General features: G+C 66.0%; 22 protein-coding genes. 4 read left to right on the forward strand and 18 right to left on the reverse strand.

The annotated features are described in order from the left end of the window. Nucleotides 1–309: 309 nt before the first annotated feature. From GAK28_RS22600 to GAK28_RS22645, 10 genes are all read right to left on the reverse strand, one after another. On the reverse strand, nt 310–1,470 hold the full coding sequence (locus GAK28_RS22600; protein ID WP_291784676.1) for an AI-2E family transporter: 1,161 nt from the start codon (nt 1,468–1,470) through the stop codon (nt 310–312). Beyond that, nucleotides 1,467–1,784: a hypothetical protein gene (locus tag GAK28_RS22605; RefSeq protein WP_291784679.1), complete on the reverse strand. Its 318-nt coding sequence runs from the start codon at nt 1,782–1,784 to the stop codon at nt 1,467–1,469. The genes GAK28_RS22600 and GAK28_RS22605 overlap by 4 nt, the downstream gene beginning before the upstream one ends. Nucleotides 1,785–1,789: 5 nt before the next feature. Continuing rightward, nucleotides 1,790–2,278: an ABC transporter ATP-binding protein gene (locus GAK28_RS22610; protein WP_291784681.1), complete on the reverse strand. Its 489-nt coding sequence runs from the start codon at nt 2,276–2,278 to the stop codon at nt 1,790–1,792. A gap of 23 nt (nt 2,279–2,301) precedes the next feature. Further along, nucleotides 2,302–2,691, reverse strand: coding sequence for a hypothetical protein (locus GAK28_RS22615; protein ID WP_291784683.1), 390 nt, complete (start codon nt 2,689–2,691; stop codon nt 2,302–2,304). Between the two features lie 80 nt (nt 2,692–2,771). Next, on the reverse strand, nt 2,772–2,930 hold the full coding sequence (locus GAK28_RS22620) for a DUF1328 domain-containing protein (protein ID WP_166945530.1): 159 nt from the start codon (nt 2,928–2,930) through the stop codon (nt 2,772–2,774). A 112-nt stretch (nt 2,931–3,042) separates the two neighbouring features. Further along, on the reverse strand, nt 3,043–3,684 hold the full coding sequence (locus GAK28_RS22625) for a YbhB/YbcL family Raf kinase inhibitor-like protein (protein WP_291784687.1): 642 nt from the start codon (nt 3,682–3,684) through the stop codon (nt 3,043–3,045). A 13-nt stretch (nt 3,685–3,697) separates the two neighbouring features. Beyond that, nucleotides 3,698–4,789 (reverse strand): PQQ-dependent sugar dehydrogenase, encoded by a 1,092-nt coding sequence (locus tag GAK28_RS22630; RefSeq protein ID WP_291784689.1) that lies wholly within the window; start codon nt 4,787–4,789, stop codon nt 3,698–3,700. Nucleotides 4,790–4,844: 55 nt separating this feature from the next. Continuing rightward, a complete protein-coding gene (locus GAK28_RS22635) occupies nt 4,845–5,846 on the reverse strand; it encodes an alpha/beta fold hydrolase (protein ID WP_291784691.1) in 1,002 nt (333 codons plus the stop codon). Next, nucleotides 5,843–6,643: a lysophospholipid acyltransferase family protein gene (locus GAK28_RS22640; RefSeq protein ID WP_291784693.1), complete on the reverse strand. Its 801-nt coding sequence runs from the start codon at nt 6,641–6,643 to the stop codon at nt 5,843–5,845. The genes GAK28_RS22635 and GAK28_RS22640 overlap by 4 nt, the downstream gene beginning before the upstream one ends. 83 nt (nt 6,644–6,726) lie before the next feature. After that, nucleotides 6,727–7,206: an Lrp/AsnC family transcriptional regulator gene (locus tag GAK28_RS22645; protein WP_291784695.1), complete on the reverse strand. Its 480-nt coding sequence runs from the start codon at nt 7,204–7,206 to the stop codon at nt 6,727–6,729. A gap of 137 nt (nt 7,207–7,343) precedes the next feature. Between GAK28_RS22645 and phhA the strand changes: the two genes are divergently transcribed. Continuing rightward, nucleotides 7,344–8,231 (forward strand): phenylalanine 4-monooxygenase, encoded by an 888-nt coding sequence (gene phhA / locus GAK28_RS22650; protein ID WP_291784697.1) that lies wholly within the window; start codon nt 7,344–7,346, stop codon nt 8,229–8,231. 70 nt (nt 8,232–8,301) lie between these two features. Then, complete coding sequence (locus tag GAK28_RS22655; RefSeq protein WP_291784700.1) at nt 8,302–8,535, forward strand: hypothetical protein; 234 nt, start codon at nt 8,302–8,304, stop codon at nt 8,533–8,535. Between the two features lie 624 nt (nt 8,536–9,159). Here GAK28_RS22655 and GAK28_RS22660 read toward each other — a convergent pair. The 7 genes from GAK28_RS22660 to GAK28_RS22690 all read right to left on the reverse strand — a co-directional run bounded on the left by GAK28_RS22660 (nt 9,160) and on the right by GAK28_RS22690 (nt 14,517). Further along, nucleotides 9,160–9,867, reverse strand: coding sequence for an SGNH/GDSL hydrolase family protein (locus GAK28_RS22660; protein ID WP_291784701.1), 708 nt, complete (start codon nt 9,865–9,867; stop codon nt 9,160–9,162). A gap of 28 nt (nt 9,868–9,895) precedes the next feature. Beyond that, on the reverse strand, nt 9,896–10,591 hold the full coding sequence (locus GAK28_RS22665; protein ID WP_291784703.1) for an RES family NAD+ phosphorylase: 696 nt from the start codon (nt 10,589–10,591) through the stop codon (nt 9,896–9,898). Beyond that, complete coding sequence (locus tag GAK28_RS22670) at nt 10,588–10,989, reverse strand: MbcA/ParS/Xre antitoxin family protein (RefSeq protein ID WP_291784766.1); 402 nt, start codon at nt 10,987–10,989, stop codon at nt 10,588–10,590. Before GAK28_RS22670 ends, GAK28_RS22665 begins: the two co-directional genes overlap by 4 nt. A 56-nt stretch (nt 10,990–11,045) precedes the next feature. Further along, nucleotides 11,046–12,773 (reverse strand): DUF885 family protein, encoded by a 1,728-nt coding sequence (locus tag GAK28_RS22675; protein WP_291784706.1) that lies wholly within the window; start codon nt 12,771–12,773, stop codon nt 11,046–11,048. A 161-nt stretch (nt 12,774–12,934) separates the two neighbouring features. Further along, nucleotides 12,935–13,639 carry a YafY family protein gene (locus tag GAK28_RS22680; RefSeq protein WP_291784707.1) on the reverse strand — a complete coding sequence of 235 codons (705 nt, stop codon included), beginning with the start codon at nt 13,637–13,639 and terminating at the stop codon, nt 12,935–12,937. Nucleotides 13,640–13,708: 69 nt separating this feature from the next. Next, nucleotides 13,709–14,347 (reverse strand): glutathione S-transferase family protein, encoded by a 639-nt coding sequence (locus GAK28_RS22685; RefSeq protein ID WP_291784709.1) that lies wholly within the window; start codon nt 14,345–14,347, stop codon nt 13,709–13,711. Further along, nucleotides 14,344–14,517, reverse strand: coding sequence for a hypothetical protein (locus GAK28_RS22690; RefSeq protein WP_291784711.1), 174 nt, complete (start codon nt 14,515–14,517; stop codon nt 14,344–14,346). Before GAK28_RS22690 ends, GAK28_RS22685 begins: the two co-directional genes overlap by 4 nt. A 130-nt stretch (nt 14,518–14,647) precedes the next feature. Here GAK28_RS22690 and GAK28_RS22695 point away from each other — a divergent pair, with 130 nt between their 5' ends. Both GAK28_RS22695 and GAK28_RS22700 read left to right on the forward strand, forming a co-directional pair. Further along, entirely contained in the window at nt 14,648–15,673 is a 1,026-nt protein-coding gene (locus tag GAK28_RS22695; protein ID WP_291784713.1) for a class 1 fructose-bisphosphatase, read from the forward strand. A gap of 110 nt (nt 15,674–15,783) precedes the next feature. Further along, a complete protein-coding gene (locus tag GAK28_RS22700) occupies nt 15,784–16,704 on the forward strand; it encodes a patatin-like phospholipase family protein (RefSeq protein ID WP_291784715.1) in 921 nt (306 codons plus the stop codon). Here GAK28_RS22700 and GAK28_RS22705 read toward each other — a convergent pair whose 3' ends face one another. Beyond that, nucleotides 16,705–17,289, reverse strand: coding sequence for a TetR/AcrR family transcriptional regulator (locus GAK28_RS22705; RefSeq protein WP_291784717.1), 585 nt, complete (start codon nt 17,287–17,289; stop codon nt 16,705–16,707). Nucleotides 17,290–17,405: the final 116 nt, after the last annotated feature.

The following is a 17,405-nucleotide window of genomic DNA, read 5'->3' on the forward strand; positions in this document are numbered from 1 at the left end:
GAGGGTAGGTGGTCGAAGAAGGCCGCGCAGCGGTGGCGGTCAGGAAGACCGCCATTCCTCGCCGAGGCAGGATGCCGAGTCGAGGAACCTCGACCACCTGCCCGAGCCCGAAGGGGCGAAGCCATAAGACACCGGCCGCGCAGCGGCCCTCCTTTCCCGAGGGACGGCGGAGCCGGCGCGCCCCGGCGGCGGCCCGACGGCTCCGCCCGCCACGCCCGAGCGCCGCGAGCAATGCCGCAGGCGAGCCCAACCTACGAAGCAGCGTTACGGCGCAAGCCGTTCAAAACATGGGTTGCGAAGCAACCAACCTCAGCGAGAAATCATATGCGCGAACCACTGCCACCCACGCAGCTTCGCGGTGATCAGCTTCACGCAGGTCAGCATCGGCACAGCCATGATCGCGCCGGGGATACCCCATAGCCATCCCCACACCAGCAGCCATAGCAGGATGGCGACAGGGCTCAGTCGCGAGCGGCGGCCCTGCAACAGCGGCGTGAGCATGTTGCCTTCGACGGCGGTGATGCAGGCGAAGGTCACGGCCGGCAACAAGGCCGTGCCCAAGTCCTGGAAGTGCAACGCACCCACCACGGCCAGCACCGTCGTGGTGGTGATCGCGCCGACGTATGGAATGAAATTCGCGATTGCCGCGAACGAGCCCCACAGCAACGGATCGGGCACGTTGTAGAGATACAGCATGCCGGCGGTCACGAGACCCAGCGTGACGTTGATCGCCACCGTGAGCAGCAGGTAGCTCGACACCTCGACCTGGATGCTGCGCACGATGCTGACGGTATGTCGCTTGTAGGCGAATGTCGGCGATATCTCCACGGCACGTCGCAGGATCTCGTCGCCGTACACGAGAAAGAAGAACACGAGCAGGGCCACCGTCAGCACGCTCGCCACGACCTTCGGCGTGCCCGCCACGATGTCCCACGCGGTAAACGCGAAGTCGTTGTTCGCCTGCGGCAAATTGCGCGCCACCGTACCACCGACCAGGGTCTGCGTCGCGCGGCTGGCCGCCTCGATCTGTTGCGTCATCGGCTTGATGCGCGGTGCGATCGAACGCATCGCAGTCGGCGCTTGGTGCAACCAGTTGAGTGCGGGACCGGATAGCGTCGCCGACGCCGTCACCACGCCAGTGCCCAACAGCAACATCACCGTGACCGCGGCCAGCCAGCGCGGAATGCGCCAGCGCGCAGCGGAGGCGACGATGGGATTCAGCGCCAGGCCGATGAAGCCTGCGAGCACCAGGGGCACCAGCAACGACTTGGCAATGGCGACGGTGTAGATCGTCGCCAGCAGGATGATGCCGGTGAGGGAAATGCGGATGGACTTCAGGTGGCGCGAAACACGCCGCGTGCTTCTGCTGGCACCGGATTTGCGCCGGGGACGCACGGTCAACGTCGAGACGGCGACGCCGGGGGCCGCCGCGGACGCGAGCGGCGAGTGGGTACTGAGCGGGTCGTTCACGGCGAGTCGGGGGCGGCGTCGGCGCCGTCGCCGGCGAAGTCGCCAAGGATACTGCTGGCCGCGATGGAAATAACCTTACCGACGAGGTCCGCGCCACCGCCCGCGACCAGGCCGCTCACGCCCGGTACCGCCAGCGGATTGATGTTGACGTTGCTCAGCAGGAAGCCGGAACCGGCGGCCAGCCCGAGCACGGTAAGCGGGTGCTCGTAGCCTCTTGCGATCAAGGCCGCGGCAGGTGCCACGGTTTCCTCGCGCGCGGCGACGACGCGGGCGCGTGCCTCGGTGACTTTCGCCATGCTGCTGAAGATGCCCATCGTGCTTACCCCTCGCCTTCGGCGCGTTCGCCTTCCGCCTTGCCCCGTTTCGCCGCTTCCTTCGCCAGCGTGGCCAGCTCGGCCCGGGTGGCGGGAAGGGTCAGCCAATGCATGCCACGGCGGAATACCAGGATCGACAGCACCAACAACAGCAACTGGATACCGGCCAGGGCAGTGAGCGCCCAGGCCCAGGAACCGAACCACTGCGCCAGGCCCCAGCCGGCCAGCGCCAGCAACGTGAAACCCAGGGCCACGGCGAACACGATGGCGGCCAGACCCATGAACAGCATCATGACGATGCCGCTGCGCGCCAGGCCGATCTCGGCCAGCGCCAGCTTCAGCTGGGCACCGAACAGGTTCTTCAACCCGACGCCCAGGCGACGGACATCGTCGATCCAGTCCGGCATCGCCAACTTCGGACGGGCGGCGCGATCCGCGCCTCCGCCTACGTTTTCCTCGCCTTCGCTACGCCCCGAGGGATCGTTTTCCAGCATGCCTCACCCCCGGGTGGATGGAATCAACGGCGGAGGATACGGCCCGCCAGCCAGCCGGCGGCGACGGCCAGCGCGATCGACTGTACCGGCTTTTCGCGCACGTAATCGCGGGCGACGTCGAGCCAGTCGTTGGCCTTGTCGAGCGCGTCGTCATAGGCCTCCTTGCTGCGGAGCTTGGCTTCTTCCGCCTTTTCCGCCGCGCGGGTGGCGCCATGGGCGGCCTTGTCGGTGGCCGAATGCAGGCTGCTTTCCACCTTGTCGGCGGCGCGGTCGACCGCTTCGCGGGTGCGGTCCACGGCGTCGGAGGTCGCCTGCTTCACCTTTTCGGCGCGCTCCTCGATGCGCTCGGCGGCCGAGACGGTATTCGCGGCGGCGGTGGCTGCGTTGGCGACATGGTCGGCGGACTTAGTCATGACAGGTATCTCCGTCGAAGGCTGGGCAAATCAGGTTAGATGAGCATAAGTGACGCGAAGGTCATCGTCGTGAACGCAGCCTACACGCTGCGGCCGCGGAAGAACGAGATGATGGCCAGGATCAGGAAGATCACGAACAGGACTTTCGCGATGCCTGCCGCCGTGCCGGCGATACCGGCGAAGCCGAAGATCGCGGCGATGATCGCGATGACCAGAAAGACTAGGGCGTAGTGAAGCATGGCGGCTCTCCTGTAGTTGGCGCGGGACCATTTAGTCCCGCGCCCCGCGCATGCCATGTGAATCTGCCCGACGCCGCTCGCGCGGCGTTCAGGCTGGGCGTTCACGACGCCGTCACACCCTCGCCTTCGGGTTGAGCGTGTAGGTACCGGTGAGCGTTGCTTCGTCCACCACGTGCCCCTTGATCACGTCCCGCAGCTCGGCGAGGGTGAAGCCGTTTTCCAGTTCCACTTTCTCCACGTCCAGCGCGTACACGTGGAAGTGGTAGTGGTGGATGCGGGTGTCGTTCCACGGCGGGCACGGGCCATCGTAGCCGTGGTAATGGCCGTCCATATCCTTGTCGCCCTTGAACCAGCCCGTGTAGTCGTTCAGGCCCTGCACCGCCTCGCCCGGGCCGTGAAGATCGTCCTTGAGCTTTCCGTTGCCCTTGCCGCGCGGCACGATGCCTTCGCCGCAGGCGCCTTCGCCCAGCTCGCGGCACTCGACCGGAATGTTGGCCATGAGCCAGTGCACGAATTCCACGCGCGGCAGGTCGTAGCGCACTTCGCGGCCTTCGACGTTCACGTCGTCGGGCTTGGAGGGCACGTCAGTGTCGATCACGGCAATGGCGAACGACTTCGCGGTGGCGGGTACTTCGGTCCAGGCCAGGTGCGGCGTCTTGTTGGCCGCCATCTTGGCCGGCTCGCCGAGTTCCATGAAGGCGTTATCCGCCGGAATCGGCTTGCCGTGTTCGAAGTTGTCGCTCTTAAGACGCATGCTTGTCTCCTTCTTATTTTTTGTAGGTCACGCGGTAGATGACGCCGTTCAGATCGTCGCTGACCAGCAGGCTGCCATCGGGCAGCGCCTGCACGTCGGCCGGGCGGCCCAGCGCTTTCTCGTCGGCGACGAAGCCGTCCACCAGCGGCTCGTAGCTGGCGACCTTGTTGCCGTTGAGGCGTACGGTCATCACGCGGTAGCCGGATTTCTTCGTGCGGTTCCACGAACCGTGTTCGGCGATGATGATCGCGCCCTGGTAAGGCGCCGGGAACTGCTTGCCCTGGTAGAAACGCATGCCGAGCGATGCGACGTGTGCGCCTAGCTTGAGTACCGGCGGCGTGTAGTCCTTGCAGCTCTTGCCCTTGCCGAACTCGGGGTCGAGCGTGTCGCCCTGGTGGCAATAGGGGTAGCCGAAGTGTTCGTTCGGCTTCGTGACATGGTTAAGCTCATCGCTGGGCATGTCGTCGCCCATCATGTCGCGGCCGTTCTCGGTGAACCACATCGTCTTGTCGGTGGGACGCCAGTCGAAGCCCACCGTGTTACGCACGCCACGCGCCACCACCTGCGAGCCGGTGCCATCCGGATTCATGCGGACGATCTGCGCGAAGCCTTCGGTGTTGCGATCGCAGATGTTGCACGGTGCGCCGGTAGGTACGTACAGCTTGTCGTCGGGACCAAAGGCGATGAACTTCCAGCCATGGTGTGTTTCCGGATGCAGCTTGTCGTTCACCACTTCCGGTTTCGGCGGATCGTCCAGGTGGTTCTCGATATCGCGCAACACCACGATGCGGCTCACGGCCGATACGTAGAGATCACCCTTGCGGAAGGCGACGCCCACGGGCATTTCCAGGCCGGTGGCAATGGTGCGCACCTTGGTCACTTTGTCGCCTTCGTAGCTGACGGCGTAGACCTTGCCCGAATCGCGCGAGCCGACGAAGACGATGTCTTTCGTGCCGAGCGCCATCTCGCGCGCATCGGGTACCTTGTCGGTCCATACGGAAATGGAGAACCCGGGTGGAAGCTTCAGCGCATCCATGGGCGGGGGTGCGGCGAGCGCCGAACCGGTGAAGAGCAGGGATAGACCGAGGACGAGGGCACTGCGCATGTGACGAACTCCCGGATGGATGGATCACGATGGACCCTATCGCGCGAAAGCGGCGTCAGCGCCGGATCGCGTCGAATCGGGCAGCGATGTAGTCGTCGGTGAAGCTGGTCATGCCGAAGTCGCGGATGAACCCGCAATGGCCGCCATGCGGCGCGATATCCAACTCGATGTTCGGCGGCAGGTCGAGCTGGTCGAACGCGCCGACGGGAATGACGGGATCGTCGCACGCGGTGAGGATGGTGGCCGGCAGGTGCAGGCCCTTCAGGCGATTGCCCGCCACCGAGTAGCCGTCGAGGTAGGCCTCGAGCGAATCGAAATCGGTATGGCGCAGGACCAGTGAGCGCGTGAGGTCGCGCATGTTCTGCTTGAGTTCGGCCAGTTCGAAGTACGTCTGCTGCGGGAAGGCCTCCTGCTTCAGGCGCAGCGAACGGCGCCACTTCTGCATGAAGTAGGCCTGGTAGAACCAGGGCGCGTCCTTCTCCAGCGAGAACAGGCCTTCCGACGGATCGATGATGGGGCAGACCGCGAGCACGTAGTCGATCGGCACGCCCAGCGACGGCGCCAGCATGCCGGCGCGCAGCGCGAAGTTGCCACCGAGCGAGAAGCCGGCGACGCCGACGGCCTGCGAGGGGAACATCTTCACGATCTCGCCCAGCGCGACCACCACCTCGTCGATGCGGCAGGAATGGAACAGCGCCTCGTTGAGGCCGTGGCTGTCACCGTGGTCGCGGAAGTTCAGGCGGAAGATGTCCCAGCCGTCTTCCAGCAGGCGGCTGCCGGTCTGCAGGACATAGGTGGAATCGACGCTGCCTTCCCAGCCGTGGAACAGGATCGCCAGGCCGCGGGATGCGTTGCCGGTGGTCTGCGGGGTGAAGCGGCCACTGAGGCGGTCGCCGTGGCCGACGTCGATCAGCACCTCGCGGGCTTCCTCCTGCACCTTTTGCGCGCGACGCGGCAGCAGGCGGCGGCGGATGCCGCTGGAGGAGAGCATGGTCTGAATGTGGCCGCTACGCAGCGGCCAGGGCGGCATGAAGTCCGAGCCCTTGGGCAGGCTCATGCGCGCGTGCCGTGTTCCAACGCGGCGGCGATGCGCTCACGCGAGGCCTCGGCCATGCGGCGACGGCCATCGGGCGACACCGGCACGGGTTCGAGGAAGTGCACTTCGACGTCGAGCGGCGCCTCGCCCAGCAGGCGCAGGAAATTGCCGAGGAAGCTCTCGCCGTCGCGGAAGCCCGCATCGATCAAGCGCTCGCCGTTGCGGGTGAAGCGCAGGGCCACCGGCTGCACCGGCACCTCCGCGTCGAGCGCGGCCTGGAAGATACGGGCGTGGAAGACGCGCAGCACGCCGTTGTGGCCGGTGCCGCCCTCGGGGAACACGGCCACCGAGCGGCCTTCGCGCAGGCGCTCCACCATCACGGCCATGACCGAGGCCAGCGAATGGTTATTGCCGCGACGGTGGAAGATCGTGCCGCCGCGCGCGGCCATCCAGCCGACCAGCGGCCAGCGGGCGATCTCGGCCTTGGCGACGAAACAGGCGGCGCGCTGGGAATGCAGCAGCTCGATGTCCAGCCACGAGGTGTGGTTGGCGACGAAGAGCACGGGATCGGGCAGCGGCGTGCCGAAGCGACGGCTGCGGAAGCCGAACACGCGCAGGAGCATGGTCGACCACAGGCGGATGGTGCGGTGGGCGAGCGGCTCGCGACCGTTCTTCATCACCCCGCCGGCCCAGCTCAGGATGAACGTGCAGACCACGATCCCGAACAGGACGTGGAGCAGCAACAGCGGCACCCGCCACACATAGCGCAGCGGACGCAGACGGTCACGTGGGGTCGGGTTGGCGGTGGCGGCTTCCATCGAGCACACAAGATTAGCGATGGGCGGCCTCGCCCGCTAGGGGAAACACCTATTGTCTTTATCTATAAGGCAGTTGCGTGCGCCTACCCGGCAACGTTCCCCAGTGGCAGGGCCGCCGAGGCCTTCACGGTGCGCAGGACGAAGCTGGTGTTGACGTCCGCCACGCCCGCCGCGTTGAGCAGCCGGTCGAGCAGGAAGCGGGAAAAATCGTCCAGATCGGCCACGTAGACCTGGAGCAGGTAGTCCATGTCGCCCGTGAGGGCATAGCAGGCCACCACCTCCTCCCAAGCCGAGACCCGCTCGGTGAAGGTGTCGATGGCCTCGGACTCGTGCTGGCGCAGTTGCACGCGGACGAAGGCTTGCAGGCCCAGGCCCAGTGCGCGGGGCTCCAGCCGGGCGCCATAGCTTGCGATGACGCCATCGGCTTCCAGCCGCTGCACGCGGCGCAGGCAGGCCGAGGGCGAGAGGTTCACCTCGGTGGCCAGTTCCGCGTTGGTGATCCGGCCATTGGCTTGGAGGGTAGCGAGGATGCGGAGGTCGGTGCGATCGAGCGTCGTCTGCACGATTATTTCTTCATATCGATTCAGATGGGTGGATCATTGCATATAGAAAGTCATAGTGCGCAACAAAACAACCCTATTGCGTGCCTTCGTCGCTAAGCTGTTGTTCCATCACCCCACAGCCCCGAAGGAGGCCCGCCATGGACACCCCCCGCCGCGTCGAGCATCAGCAGACCGACCGCGGATACGTGCCCGTCTACGCGACCGGCACCGTGGAGCAGCCGTGGGCGAGCTATTCGAAGACCGATCATGAGGTCTGGGACACCCTGTACCGCCGCCAGAAGGAGCTACTGCCGGCCTACGCCTGCAAGGAGTTCCTGGAAGGCGTGGAGCGTTTTGGCTTCGGCGAGGGCGGCATTCCGCGCTTCGACGACCTGAACGCCGTGCTGGGCAAGGCCACCGGCTGGCAGATCGTGGCCGTGGAAGGCCTGCTGCCCGACGAGGTGTTCTTCGACCACCTGGCCAATCGCCGCTTCCCGGTCAGCTGGTGGATCCGCAAGCCGGACCAGTTGGACTACCTGTCCGAGCCGGATCTGTTCCATGACCTGTTCGGCCACGTGCCGCTGCTGCTGAACCCGGTGTTCGCCGACTACATGCAGGCCTACGGCAAGGGCGGCATGAAGGCGCACGCGATCGGTCCGGACGCGCTGATGAACCTGACGCGCCTGTACTGGTACACGGTGGAATTCGGTCTCATTCGCACGGACGAAGGCCTGCGCATCTACGGCGCCGGCATCGTCAGCTCGAAGGGCGAGTCGATCTACTCCATCGATTCCGAAGCGCCCAATCGCATCGGTTTCGACCTGGAGCGGGTGATGAACACGAAATACCGTATCGACACCTTCCAGCAGACGTACTTCGTGATCGACGATTTCGAGCAGCTGTTCGACGCGACGCGTCCGGACTTCACGCCGATCTACGCGAAACTGGCCAACGGCGTCGCCACGCCTGCCGCGGAGGTGCTGGACACCGACAAGGTGTTCCAGCGCGGCACGCGTGAAGGCTTCGCTATCGGCGGAGACAACTGAAACTCAACGGCGGCCTAACGAACGGCCCCCTACGATGGATCCACGTTGTACCAAACAGGGTGGATCCATCGTGGTCGTTTTCGATATCCCATACGATTCCGTCGCGCCGGGGCTTTGGCTCCTTCAGAAGAACGAGACCGAATACGCCGAGTTCTGCTCGCGCGACGACGCGCTCGCCCACGCCCTCGCCGAGGGCCGCCGCATCGAGGCCGGTCGCTGCCAGTCGCGGGTGGTGTTGAACATCGAGGGCAACGACGGCCACTGGCGGGCGTTCGATACGTCGATCAAGCCGTTCGCGAGCTAATCGTCGTTCCAGCGAACGCTGGAACCCAGCGCGGGGCGATCGGTTGTCGCGTCGCGGCCTCCTACGCAAAAGCCGATGCAGCGCCCTCGCCATGCTGGTGAACCGGGGCGCTGGGTTCCTGTTTTCACAGGAACGACGAGCTGGCGATCCGTCGTTCCAGCGAACGCTGGAACCCAGCGCGAGGCGGCCGGTTGGCGCGTCGCGGCTTCCTACGCAAAAGCCGATGCAGCGCCCTCGCCATGCTGGTGAACCGGGGCGCTGGGTTCCTGTTTTCACAGGAACGACGAGCTGGCGATCCGTCGTTCTAGCGAACGCTGGAACCCAGCGCGGGGCGGCCGGTTGGCGCGTCGCGGCTTCCTACGCAAAAGCCGATGCGACGCCCTCGCCATGCTGGCGAACCGGGGCGCTGGGCTCCTGTTTTCACAGGAACGACGAGCTTTCCGGAATCCGGGCAAAATAAAACCCCGGTAGCCAGGGGAGGAGCTACCGGGGTCGCGTCGGGTCCAGGCTATCAGGGGAAATAGCGGGACCCGGGACAACCGTCGAATATTCCGTTCGGTTGCCAACGGGTCGCCTCTCGGCGATCGAATACTTAGATAGGGCCGAAGCCGTGAAGTTCCCGTATCACTTCGAGGTCGTGTTCGGGTTCTGTTTAACTTCGGCCGCCGTCGCATGATCGGCCAGCCACGGACGTACTTGCGCGATCCACAGCGCATAGCCGCTCGGGTTCATGTGCAGGCCGTCTTCGATGAACAATTCACGCTTGGGTTGACCGTTTTTATCGAGCATCGCGGGCGCGACATCGAGAAACGCCACGCCCTTCTGCTGCATCGACCAGTCGCGGATGAGCTTGTTGGCCTCTTCGATCTTCGGCAGCAAGTTCTCACGGGCCACGCTGGGCTTGATGGAAATGAAGGCGATGGGCACCGCCGGCTGGTCCTGGCGCACCTTCGCCACGAAAGCGGCGAAGTCGTCGCGTACCTGCTCGGGCGTATCGCCGCCCTGAAGATCGTTGTCGCCGGCGTACAGCACGATCGCCACCGGGCGATAGGGCTTCACGATGCGGTCGGCGAACGCGGTGGAGTCGTCCAGGTCCGAGCCGCCGAAGCCGCGGTTGATGACGCGGTAGTTCGGGAAGTCCGACGCCAGGCTCGTCCACATGCGGATCGACGAACTGCCAATGAAGAGCACCGCGTGGGCCGGCGGCGGGTTGGCCTTGTCCGAGGCCTCGAAGGCCTGGATATCGGTTTCCCACTTGGCGTGGTCGGCATCCTTCGCGATCGCGCCGAAGGACAGGAACAGCAGGGTGAGGAGGATCGTCAGGCGTTTCATCCGGACGACCGTAAACGTTTACGGCCTCTCAAGGCAAATGGCCGCGCTCCACCGCGGTGACCTTGAGCACCGCTTCGATACGCTTGCCGTTCCAGCGATAGATGAAGTGCCCCGCCTGCACGCAGGGCGCCACGAGGTCGGGATAGAACGTCGCCACGCACTCGCCCCCGGCGTGCCGGGCGCTGTCGTAGACGATGCCGTTGGAACCCGCGTCGCGCAGCTGGCGCGCCAGGACCACGCTGGCCGCGTAGGAGTCCGGATCGTGCTCGTTGGCCCAGCCGCCGCGGATATCGTGGAAGTTGCCGGCGATGCTCGTCTTGTAGCAGCGCACCTGCACGTCGCACGGAGGCTCCTGGGTGGCGGCGAGGAAGGCCTCGCGGTGGAACACCGTTTCCTCGATGGCCGTGGGAATGCTGTGCGCGGCGTAGAACACGCCCCAGTGGCCATCCGAGAAACGGCTGCCCTCGGGCGGGATGTGCGCGAACGCGGCCATGATCGGCGTGGTGCCCGGCCCGGACACACGCCGGTCGGGCGGCACCAGGCTCAGCGCACCGATCTTGTCGCGCAGGCGCGGGTTGGTCAACGACTCGATCGCCATCACGGCGTCAATGTCCTTCGGGTCGGCGATGCGGTCGAACAGGCCCACGGGGGGAAACCGGCTCGGCACGATGCGGTAGGCCTGGCTCCAGCGGATGCGCCGGACCGGCGGCGCGGCGGCGCTCATCCGTTCCAGCCGCGCTGGGCGTCCAGGTACTGGCGGACGACGTAGAGGTCGGCGACGTTGCCGGAGAGCATGCGCTCCAGCGCCGAGCGGCCGCCGAACAGGGGCGCGGTGTTCGGCTTGCGAACCCAGGCGTCGGCCTGGGCGATGTCGGGAAAGAGGATCTGCAGGTCCTTCCAGATGCCCAGCAGGTAGCTGATGCGCTCGATCACGTCGCGCGAGGGGGCGCCGTCCTGCTGTTTCTTCCACTTGAAGTACGTGGACTCCGGCGGATCGCCGAGCAGGGTGCGCTGCTCGGCGGCCTTGAGCTTCCAGTGATCCGCCAGGGCGAAGAAGGCCCGGAGCGCGGGGCCGCCGAGTTCCCCGGCCTGGATCGGTTCGGCATGGTGTGCGGGCTGCATCATGACTTCACCTGTGGAGTTATGATGCACTATACACCACAGGTGAAGTTTTTGTGTTACCCCTTGCGGGCCTTGATCCAGGCGTCGATGCGCTCTTCCAGCACCGGCAGCGGCACCGAGCCCTGGGCCAGGATGGTGTCGTGGAAGGCGCGCAGGTCGAACTTCTCGCCCAGCTGCTTCTCGGCACGCTCGCGCAGCTCGCGGATCTTGAGATAACCCAGCTCGTAGGACAGCGCCTGGCCCGGCCAGCTGATGTAGCGATCCACCTCGTTGGCGATCTCGCGCTGGCTGAGCGCGGTGTTCTGGGTGAGGTAGTCGATCGCCTGCTGGCGGGTCCAGCCGAGGTGGTGGATGCCGGTGTCGACCACGAGGCGGCATGCGCGCCACATCTGGTAGGTGAGGTAGCCGAAGTGCTCGTAGGGCGTGTGATAGATGCCCATCTCTTCGCCCAGGTACTCCGAGTACAGCGCCCAGCCCTCGCCATAGGCCGAGATGTAGCCGTCACGACGGAACGGCGGCAGGCCCTGCTGCTCGTCCGACAGCGCCAGCTGCAGCGCGTGGCCCGGCATCGATTCGTGCAATGTCAGCGCCGGCATGTTGAACAGCGGACGCGACGGCAAGTCGTAGGTGTTCACCAGGTACGTGTCCGGACCGCCGCGACCCGAGGTGTAGTACGGCGCGATATCGGCCGGCACCGGCTTGATGGCGAAGCGCTGGCGCGGCAGCAGGCCGAAGTATTTGTCGAGCTTGGCGTCGACCTGCTTGGCGACCCACGCGGTGCGCATCAGCAGCTCGTCGGGCGTCTTCGCGTAGAACTGCGGATCGGTGCGCAGGAATTGCAGGAAGGCCGGGAAATCGCCCTTGAAGCCGGTCTGCTTCATCGTCTCCAGCATGTCGGCATGGATCCGCGCCACCTCGCGCAGGCCGATGGCGTGGATCTGGTCCGGCGAGAGGTCCAGCGTGGTGTATTCGCGGATCTGCTGGCGGTAATAGTCCTTGCCGTCGGGCAGCGATTCGGCGGCCAGCGTCGGGCGCGCCTTGGGCACGTAATCGTCGCGGAAGAACCGCAGCAGCTTGCCGTAGGCCGGAATCACGCCCTGGGCGATCACCTTGCGTGCTTCCGTGCGCAGCGCCTCCGCATCGGCGGCGGGCATCGTCTTGGGCATGGTAAGGAAGGGCTTGTAGAGGTCGCTGTCCTCCGGCTTTTTCAGATCGGCCACGGCGGCGATGGAGACGTCGCGACCGTTGAGCACTTCGCGCGGCACGGTGAAGCCCCGGGCGAGGCCGAGCTTCATGTTGGCGATTTCCTGGTCCATCCAGGCTGGGATCTGCTTCATGCGCGCGATGTAGTTGCGGTAGTCGTCGCGCGTGCGCAGGTCGTTGCCGTGCATCACGTAGACGACATCGGACCAGAACGCCGAGTCGCTGTTAAACGGCATCTCCCACTGACGGAACCGCTGCGCGGCGGCGAGGTTGTAGATCTGCTCGTGGTACACCTCGTAATTCACCCGCTCGACGTCGCTCAATGTCTTCGGATCGATGCGATCGAGCTGCGCCAGCACGTCGTTCCAGTAGGCCAGGCGCTTGTCCTGGCTGGCCGCGTCGACGCTGTCCAGTCGCCCGTCGCCCGGCTGCGCTTCACCCGAAGTGAGGATGCCCGCCTGGCCATTGCGCCAGGTCCATTCCTTTTCATAGATGGAACGGAAGGCGTCGTCGGGCGTGGCGGCGTGGACGGCACCGGCGAAGAGGCCGGCGAAGGCGATGGCGCGGATCCAGGGGGACATGCGGGTTCCGGGGATGGCGAGGGAAACCCCGATCATGGCACCGGCCACCGGTCAGCTCCACCGCCAGGGGTCATGGCTTGCCTGGCGATCGTTCGACCGCCTGGGTTGTAGGAGCGCGCTTGCGCGCGATCGCGCGCAAGCGCGCTCCTACAAGGATGACGTCATTCGAGGCCGGCGTAGTAGCCGCGCATCGTGTCCAGATACGCCTGGAGGTCGCGCCCGGGCAGGTCATCGAACACTTCGCCCGAGTCGCGGCAGCCCTCGATGCGATCCGGGCGGAAATTACGGAACGCCTGGCGGTGCCGGCACCAGGTGCCCAGGGTCCACGAGCCACCCCAGAACGACAGGCACAACGGCTGCACCTCGCGCGTGCTCGCCCGGCCTTCCACGTCGCGGTACTCCAGGCACAGCACCTGCCGATGCAGCACGGCCTCGTGCAGGCGATCCAGCATCCGGGCGATATGGTTCTGCTCGGGATCGCGCCAGATCGGCGCGAAGATCTTCGCCTGCGCCGACCGCTCGCGCAGGTCGGGCGGCAACACCGCCTCGATCTTGATCAGCGCCGACTGCGCCTCGCGCGCCAGTCGCTCGCCGGCAAACGCGCGGACAAAGCGCGTGCCGGCGACCAGGGCTTCGAGTTCGTCGGCGGAGAACATCAGCGGAGGGATGTCCGAGCCCTTGCGCAGGACATAGCCGACACCGGCCTCGCCCTCGATGGGCACACCGGAAAGCTGGAGGTCCGCCACGTCGCGATAGACCGTGCGCGGCGAGACCTCGAGCATGTCGGCGAGCTGTCGCGCGGGCAGTGCCGTGCGACGCCCGCGCAGGGCGTTGATGATGAGGAAAAAACGATCGGCGCGGCGCATCGACACATCATCGCCCGACGCGTGGGGTGCGGGAAGCGATGAAGGTCACGGCCGCGCATCGTCCCGGCCTCACGCGGCGGCCAGCATCTGGGCGCGTGACAGGGCGGCGTCCTGGTCCGCCGCGCGCTGGATCGCCGGGCGGGCCATCAGACGGGCGACATAGGCCTCGAACACGTCGTGGCGAGGCACGATGCCCAGGCTCATCGCCCATGCCAGCGCGTTGCCCCAGAGGATATCGAGGGCACTGAACCGGTCACCCAGCAGCCACGGGCCTTCCGAGAGTTGCTTGATCACCGTCGCCATGGTCATGTCGAAGTCGCCGTAGGGACACTGGCCCACCGGCATGCCCGGACGCTTGGCGAGATGATCGAGTAGCGCGGGTTCGAAGCAGGTGCCGCAGAAGGCCAGCCAACGCAGGTACGGACCACGTAGCGGGTCGCCGAGCCCCGGCGCGAGACCCGCCTCGGGAAAGAGGTCAGCGAGGTAGGCGAAGATCGCCGGACGCTCGGTGACCAGTCCACCCCGGTGCTCGATCGCCGGCACCTTGCCCATCGGATTGACCTTCAGATAGGCCGGCTGCCGGTTTTCCCCCGCGGCAAGGTTCATCACGTGCATGTCGTATTGCGCGCCCAGCTCTTCGAGCAGCATCAGCGTGCTGGTCGAGCGGCTGTGGGGGGCGTGGTGGAAAAGGATGCGATGCGAGTTCATGCCTGTATCTCCCTCAAGCGGTGGTTCGTGATCGGTGCGGCCGGCCGGGGCAGGACAACCCGGCGACCGACGGGACGGTCGGGTGCGAAGCGGAAACGGCCGTCCATGAGCCGGCCGCGATGGCCCAAAGGCGCATAGGCGGCGGCAAGACGCTCGAGAAAACGGTTCATCTGGGTCCCCTCCCGGTGGCTCGATGGGAGAAGTCTGCGCGGGGGCTACTGACAACGTTCTGTCAGCAGCCTCTGGCGCCGTTCACGCCGCACCCGGACAATGCGGGCTTTCGCGCCAGAGTCCGTCCCGATGTCGAAACCGATTTCACTGATCCAGTTCCTGATCGAAGAGAAGCGCGCCGGCCATGTCTACAGCGAGCTGAGCCTGCTGATCGAGGTGGTGGCCCGCGCCTGCAAGCGCATCTCTGTCGCCACCGGCAAGGGCGCCCTGGGCGGCGTGCTGGGCAACGCCGGCTCGGACAACGTGCAGGGCGAGGCCCAGAAGAAGCTCGACGTGATCTCCAACGAGATCCTGCTGGAAGCGAACGCCTGGGGCGGTCACCTAGCGGCCTGCGCGTCGGAGGAAATGGAAGATCCGCAGCCCATTCCCGACGCCTACCCGAAGGGCCACCACCTGCTCCTGTTCGATCCGCTCGATGGCTCCTCGAACATCGACGTGAACGTTTCGGTGGGCACCATCTTCTCGGTGCTGCGCTGCCCGGACGGTGTCACCGAGCCCACCACGGAGGACTTCCTCCAGCCGGGCACCGAGCAGGTCGCCGCCGGCTACGTGGTCTACGGCCCGAGCACCCTGCTGGTGCTGACCTTCGGCCACGGCGTGCACGAGTTCACCCTGGATCGCGAGCACGGCAGCTTCGTGCTGACCAAGCGCGACATCACGATCCCCGCCGAGACCGCCGAGTTCGCCATCAACATGTCGAACCAGCGTCACTGGGAAGCCCCGATGCAGCGCTACATCGGCGAACTGCTGGCCGGCACCACCGGTCCGCGCGGTCGCGATTTCAACATGCGCTGGGTCGCTTCCATGGTGGCCGACGTGCATCGCATCATCACCCGCGGTGGCGTGTTCTTCTATCCGCTGGACGCGAAGATCACCGGCAAGGGCGGCACCGGCAAGCTGCGCCTGATGTACGAGGCCAACCCGATGGCCTTCATCGTCGAACAGGCCGGCGGCGCCGCCACCACAGGCCGCACGCGCATCATGGACATCCAGCCCAGCGGGCTGCACCAGCGCGTGCCGGTGTTCCTGGGCTCGAAGAACGAAGTGGAAGTGGCCACCCGCTACCACCTCGAGGCCGACCAGACCCGCGTCTGAGCCACGACCGTTCCGGGCGGCCCACGCCGCCCGGAACGCGCCATCCTTCCGCCACCGGCCTGTCGCCGCGTGGCCCGATCATCCGCCTGCCCCTTCCACGGTCACCGTCCATGTCCCTGCGCCGCGCCCGCACCTGGCTTCCGCTGCTCCTGACGTCCCTGCTTGCCGGTTGCGGCGGCCACAAGGCCGACACCCGCCTGGACACGGCCGTGCCCGTGCTCGCGGCCAAGCCGCGCATCGGCCTAGCGCTGGGCGGCGGCGCGGCCAAGGGCTTCGCGCATATCGGCGTGATCAAGATGCTGGAAGCCAGCGGCATCCATCCGGACGTGGTCTCCGGCACCAGCGCCGGCAGCGTCGTGGGCGTGCTTTACGCCAGCGGCATGGACGGGTTCGCGCTACAGCAGACCGCCTTTTCGCTGGACGAGGGCAAGATCCGCGACGTGCGCTTTTTCTCCGGCGGTATGGTGCAGGGCCAGAAGCTGCAGGATTACGTGAACGAGCTGATCAAGCAGCAGCCGATCGAGAAGCTGCGCATGCCGTTCGCCGCAGTGGCCACCCAATTGGAGACCGGCGAACGCGCCATCTTCATCAAGGGCAACGCCGGCCAGGCGGTACGCGCGTCGAGCAGTATCCCGGGCGTGTTCGAGCCCGTGGAGATCAACGGCAAGCATTTCGTTGACGGAGGCGTCGTCAGCCCCGTGCCCGTGGACGCCGCGCGCCAGCTTGGCGCCGACATCGTCATCGCGGTGGACATCTCCGCGCGCCCCGATGGCAGCAACCCCGGCAACATGGTCGGCATCGTCGGCCAGTCGATCACCATCATGGGTCGCAAGCTGGCGGACCAGGAACTGGCCCGCGCCGACATCGTGATCCGCCCGAAGGTCGGTCAGATCGGTCCTACGGATTTCGACCAGAAGAACGTCGCGATCCTGGAAGGCGAACGCGCCGCGCTGGCCGCGATACCCGCCATCAAGGCGAAAATCGCCGAGAAGACGGCCGCCATGGGCAAGCCGCCCGTCCCGGCGCACTGATCAGGCGGCTTCGATCAGTTCCAGGGCCGACTGCCGGCCCAGCGAGAGGATCTCGTCGGAGAGATCCGTGTCGTCGACCGCACGCGACAGCGACAGCGTGCCGACGAGCGATGCGAACACCGACATCGCCAACGTGCGACGACGCTTGCCGCGCACCGTATCAGGCAACGTCGAGACGATCAGCTCCACCATGCCGCCGTAGCCTTCGGTGAAGGCGGCGCGCGTCTCATCGGGACGACGCGACACTTCCGACGACAGCGTCGCCGCCACGCAGCCCGTCTCGGGGTGGTCGCGATGGTCGACGGAGAGATAGTTGTTGACCAGCGTGCGGTAACCCTCGCCACGCGAGGCCGCGACTTTCGCCGCGAGACGTTCGGCGGCGGCATTGGCGCCGTTGGTGACGCATTCGCGGACCAGGTCTTCCTTCGAACCGAAGTGGTTGTAGAAGCCGCCCTGCGTCAGGCCCACGTCGTTCATCAGGCTGACGACACCGACCGCATCGATGCCGTCGGCGCGGAACCGTTCGGAGGCCGCCTCGATGATCTTCTGGCGGGTTTGCTCCTTGTGGCCTTTCTCATAACGCATGCTGCTACTCCTAGGGTTCGTTCCCCGGCCCTTTCTCCATTGTAGCGCCTCCTTGCGCATTGAAATGTTGGGCAGCATGACCCTTGCGCAGCGTGATGTTTTTGTGCTTTCAAACA

This window comes from Luteibacter sp., assembly GCF_009912395.1.
Lineage (GTDB): Bacteria > Pseudomonadota > Gammaproteobacteria > Xanthomonadales > Rhodanobacteraceae > Luteibacter.

What these genes read in the sequence shown, in the direction of transcription:
- GAK28_RS22605 (WP_291784679.1), bottom strand. Translation starts at nt 1,784, where the DNA reads ATGGGCATCTTCAGCAGCATGGCGAAAGTCACCGAGGCACGCGCCCGC.
- GAK28_RS22610 (WP_291784681.1), bottom strand. Translation starts at nt 2,278, where the DNA reads ATGCTGGAAAACGATCCCTCGGGGCGTAGCGAAGGCGAGGAAAACGTA.
- GAK28_RS22615 (WP_291784683.1), bottom strand. Translation starts at nt 2,691, where the DNA reads ATGACTAAGTCCGCCGACCATGTCGCCAACGCAGCCACCGCCGCCGCG.
- GAK28_RS22620 (WP_166945530.1), bottom strand. Translation starts at nt 2,930, where the DNA reads ATGCTTCACTACGCCCTAGTCTTTCTGGTCATCGCGATCATCGCCGCG.
- GAK28_RS22625 (WP_291784687.1), bottom strand. Translation starts at nt 3,684, where the DNA reads ATGCGTCTTAAGAGCGACAACTTCGAACACGGCAAGCCGATTCCGGCG.
- GAK28_RS22630 (WP_291784689.1), bottom strand. Translation starts at nt 4,789, where the DNA reads ATGCGCAGTGCCCTCGTCCTCGGTCTATCCCTGCTCTTCACCGGTTCG.
- GAK28_RS22635 (WP_291784691.1), bottom strand. Translation starts at nt 5,846, where the DNA reads ATGAGCCTGCCCAAGGGCTCGGACTTCATGCCGCCCTGGCCGCTGCGT.
- GAK28_RS22640 (WP_291784693.1), bottom strand. Translation starts at nt 6,643, where the DNA reads ATGGAAGCCGCCACCGCCAACCCGACCCCACGTGACCGTCTGCGTCCG.
- phhA (WP_291784697.1), top strand. Translation starts at nt 7,344, where the DNA reads ATGGACACCCCCCGCCGCGTCGAGCATCAGCAGACCGACCGCGGATAC.
- GAK28_RS22660 (WP_291784701.1), bottom strand. Translation starts at nt 9,867, where the DNA reads ATGAAACGCCTGACGATCCTCCTCACCCTGCTGTTCCTGTCCTTCGGC.
- GAK28_RS22665 (WP_291784703.1), bottom strand. Translation starts at nt 10,591, where the DNA reads ATGAGCGCCGCCGCGCCGCCGGTCCGGCGCATCCGCTGGAGCCAGGCC.
- GAK28_RS22670 (WP_291784766.1), bottom strand. Translation starts at nt 10,989, where the DNA reads ATGCAGCCCGCACACCATGCCGAACCGATCCAGGCCGGGGAACTCGGC.
- GAK28_RS22675 (WP_291784706.1), bottom strand. Translation starts at nt 12,773, where the DNA reads ATGTCCCCCTGGATCCGCGCCATCGCCTTCGCCGGCCTCTTCGCCGGT.
- GAK28_RS22680 (WP_291784707.1), bottom strand. Translation starts at nt 13,639, where the DNA reads ATGCGCCGCGCCGATCGTTTTTTCCTCATCATCAACGCCCTGCGCGGG.
- GAK28_RS22685 (WP_291784709.1), bottom strand. Translation starts at nt 14,347, where the DNA reads ATGAACTCGCATCGCATCCTTTTCCACCACGCCCCCCACAGCCGCTCG.
- GAK28_RS22690 (WP_291784711.1), bottom strand. Translation starts at nt 14,517, where the DNA reads ATGAACCGTTTTCTCGAGCGTCTTGCCGCCGCCTATGCGCCTTTGGGC.
- GAK28_RS22695 (WP_291784713.1), top strand. Translation starts at nt 14,648, where the DNA reads ATGTCGAAACCGATTTCACTGATCCAGTTCCTGATCGAAGAGAAGCGC.
- GAK28_RS22700 (WP_291784715.1), top strand. Translation starts at nt 15,784, where the DNA reads ATGTCCCTGCGCCGCGCCCGCACCTGGCTTCCGCTGCTCCTGACGTCC.
- GAK28_RS22705 (WP_291784717.1), bottom strand. Translation starts at nt 17,289, where the DNA reads ATGCGTTATGAGAAAGGCCACAAGGAGCAAACCCGCCAGAAGATCATC.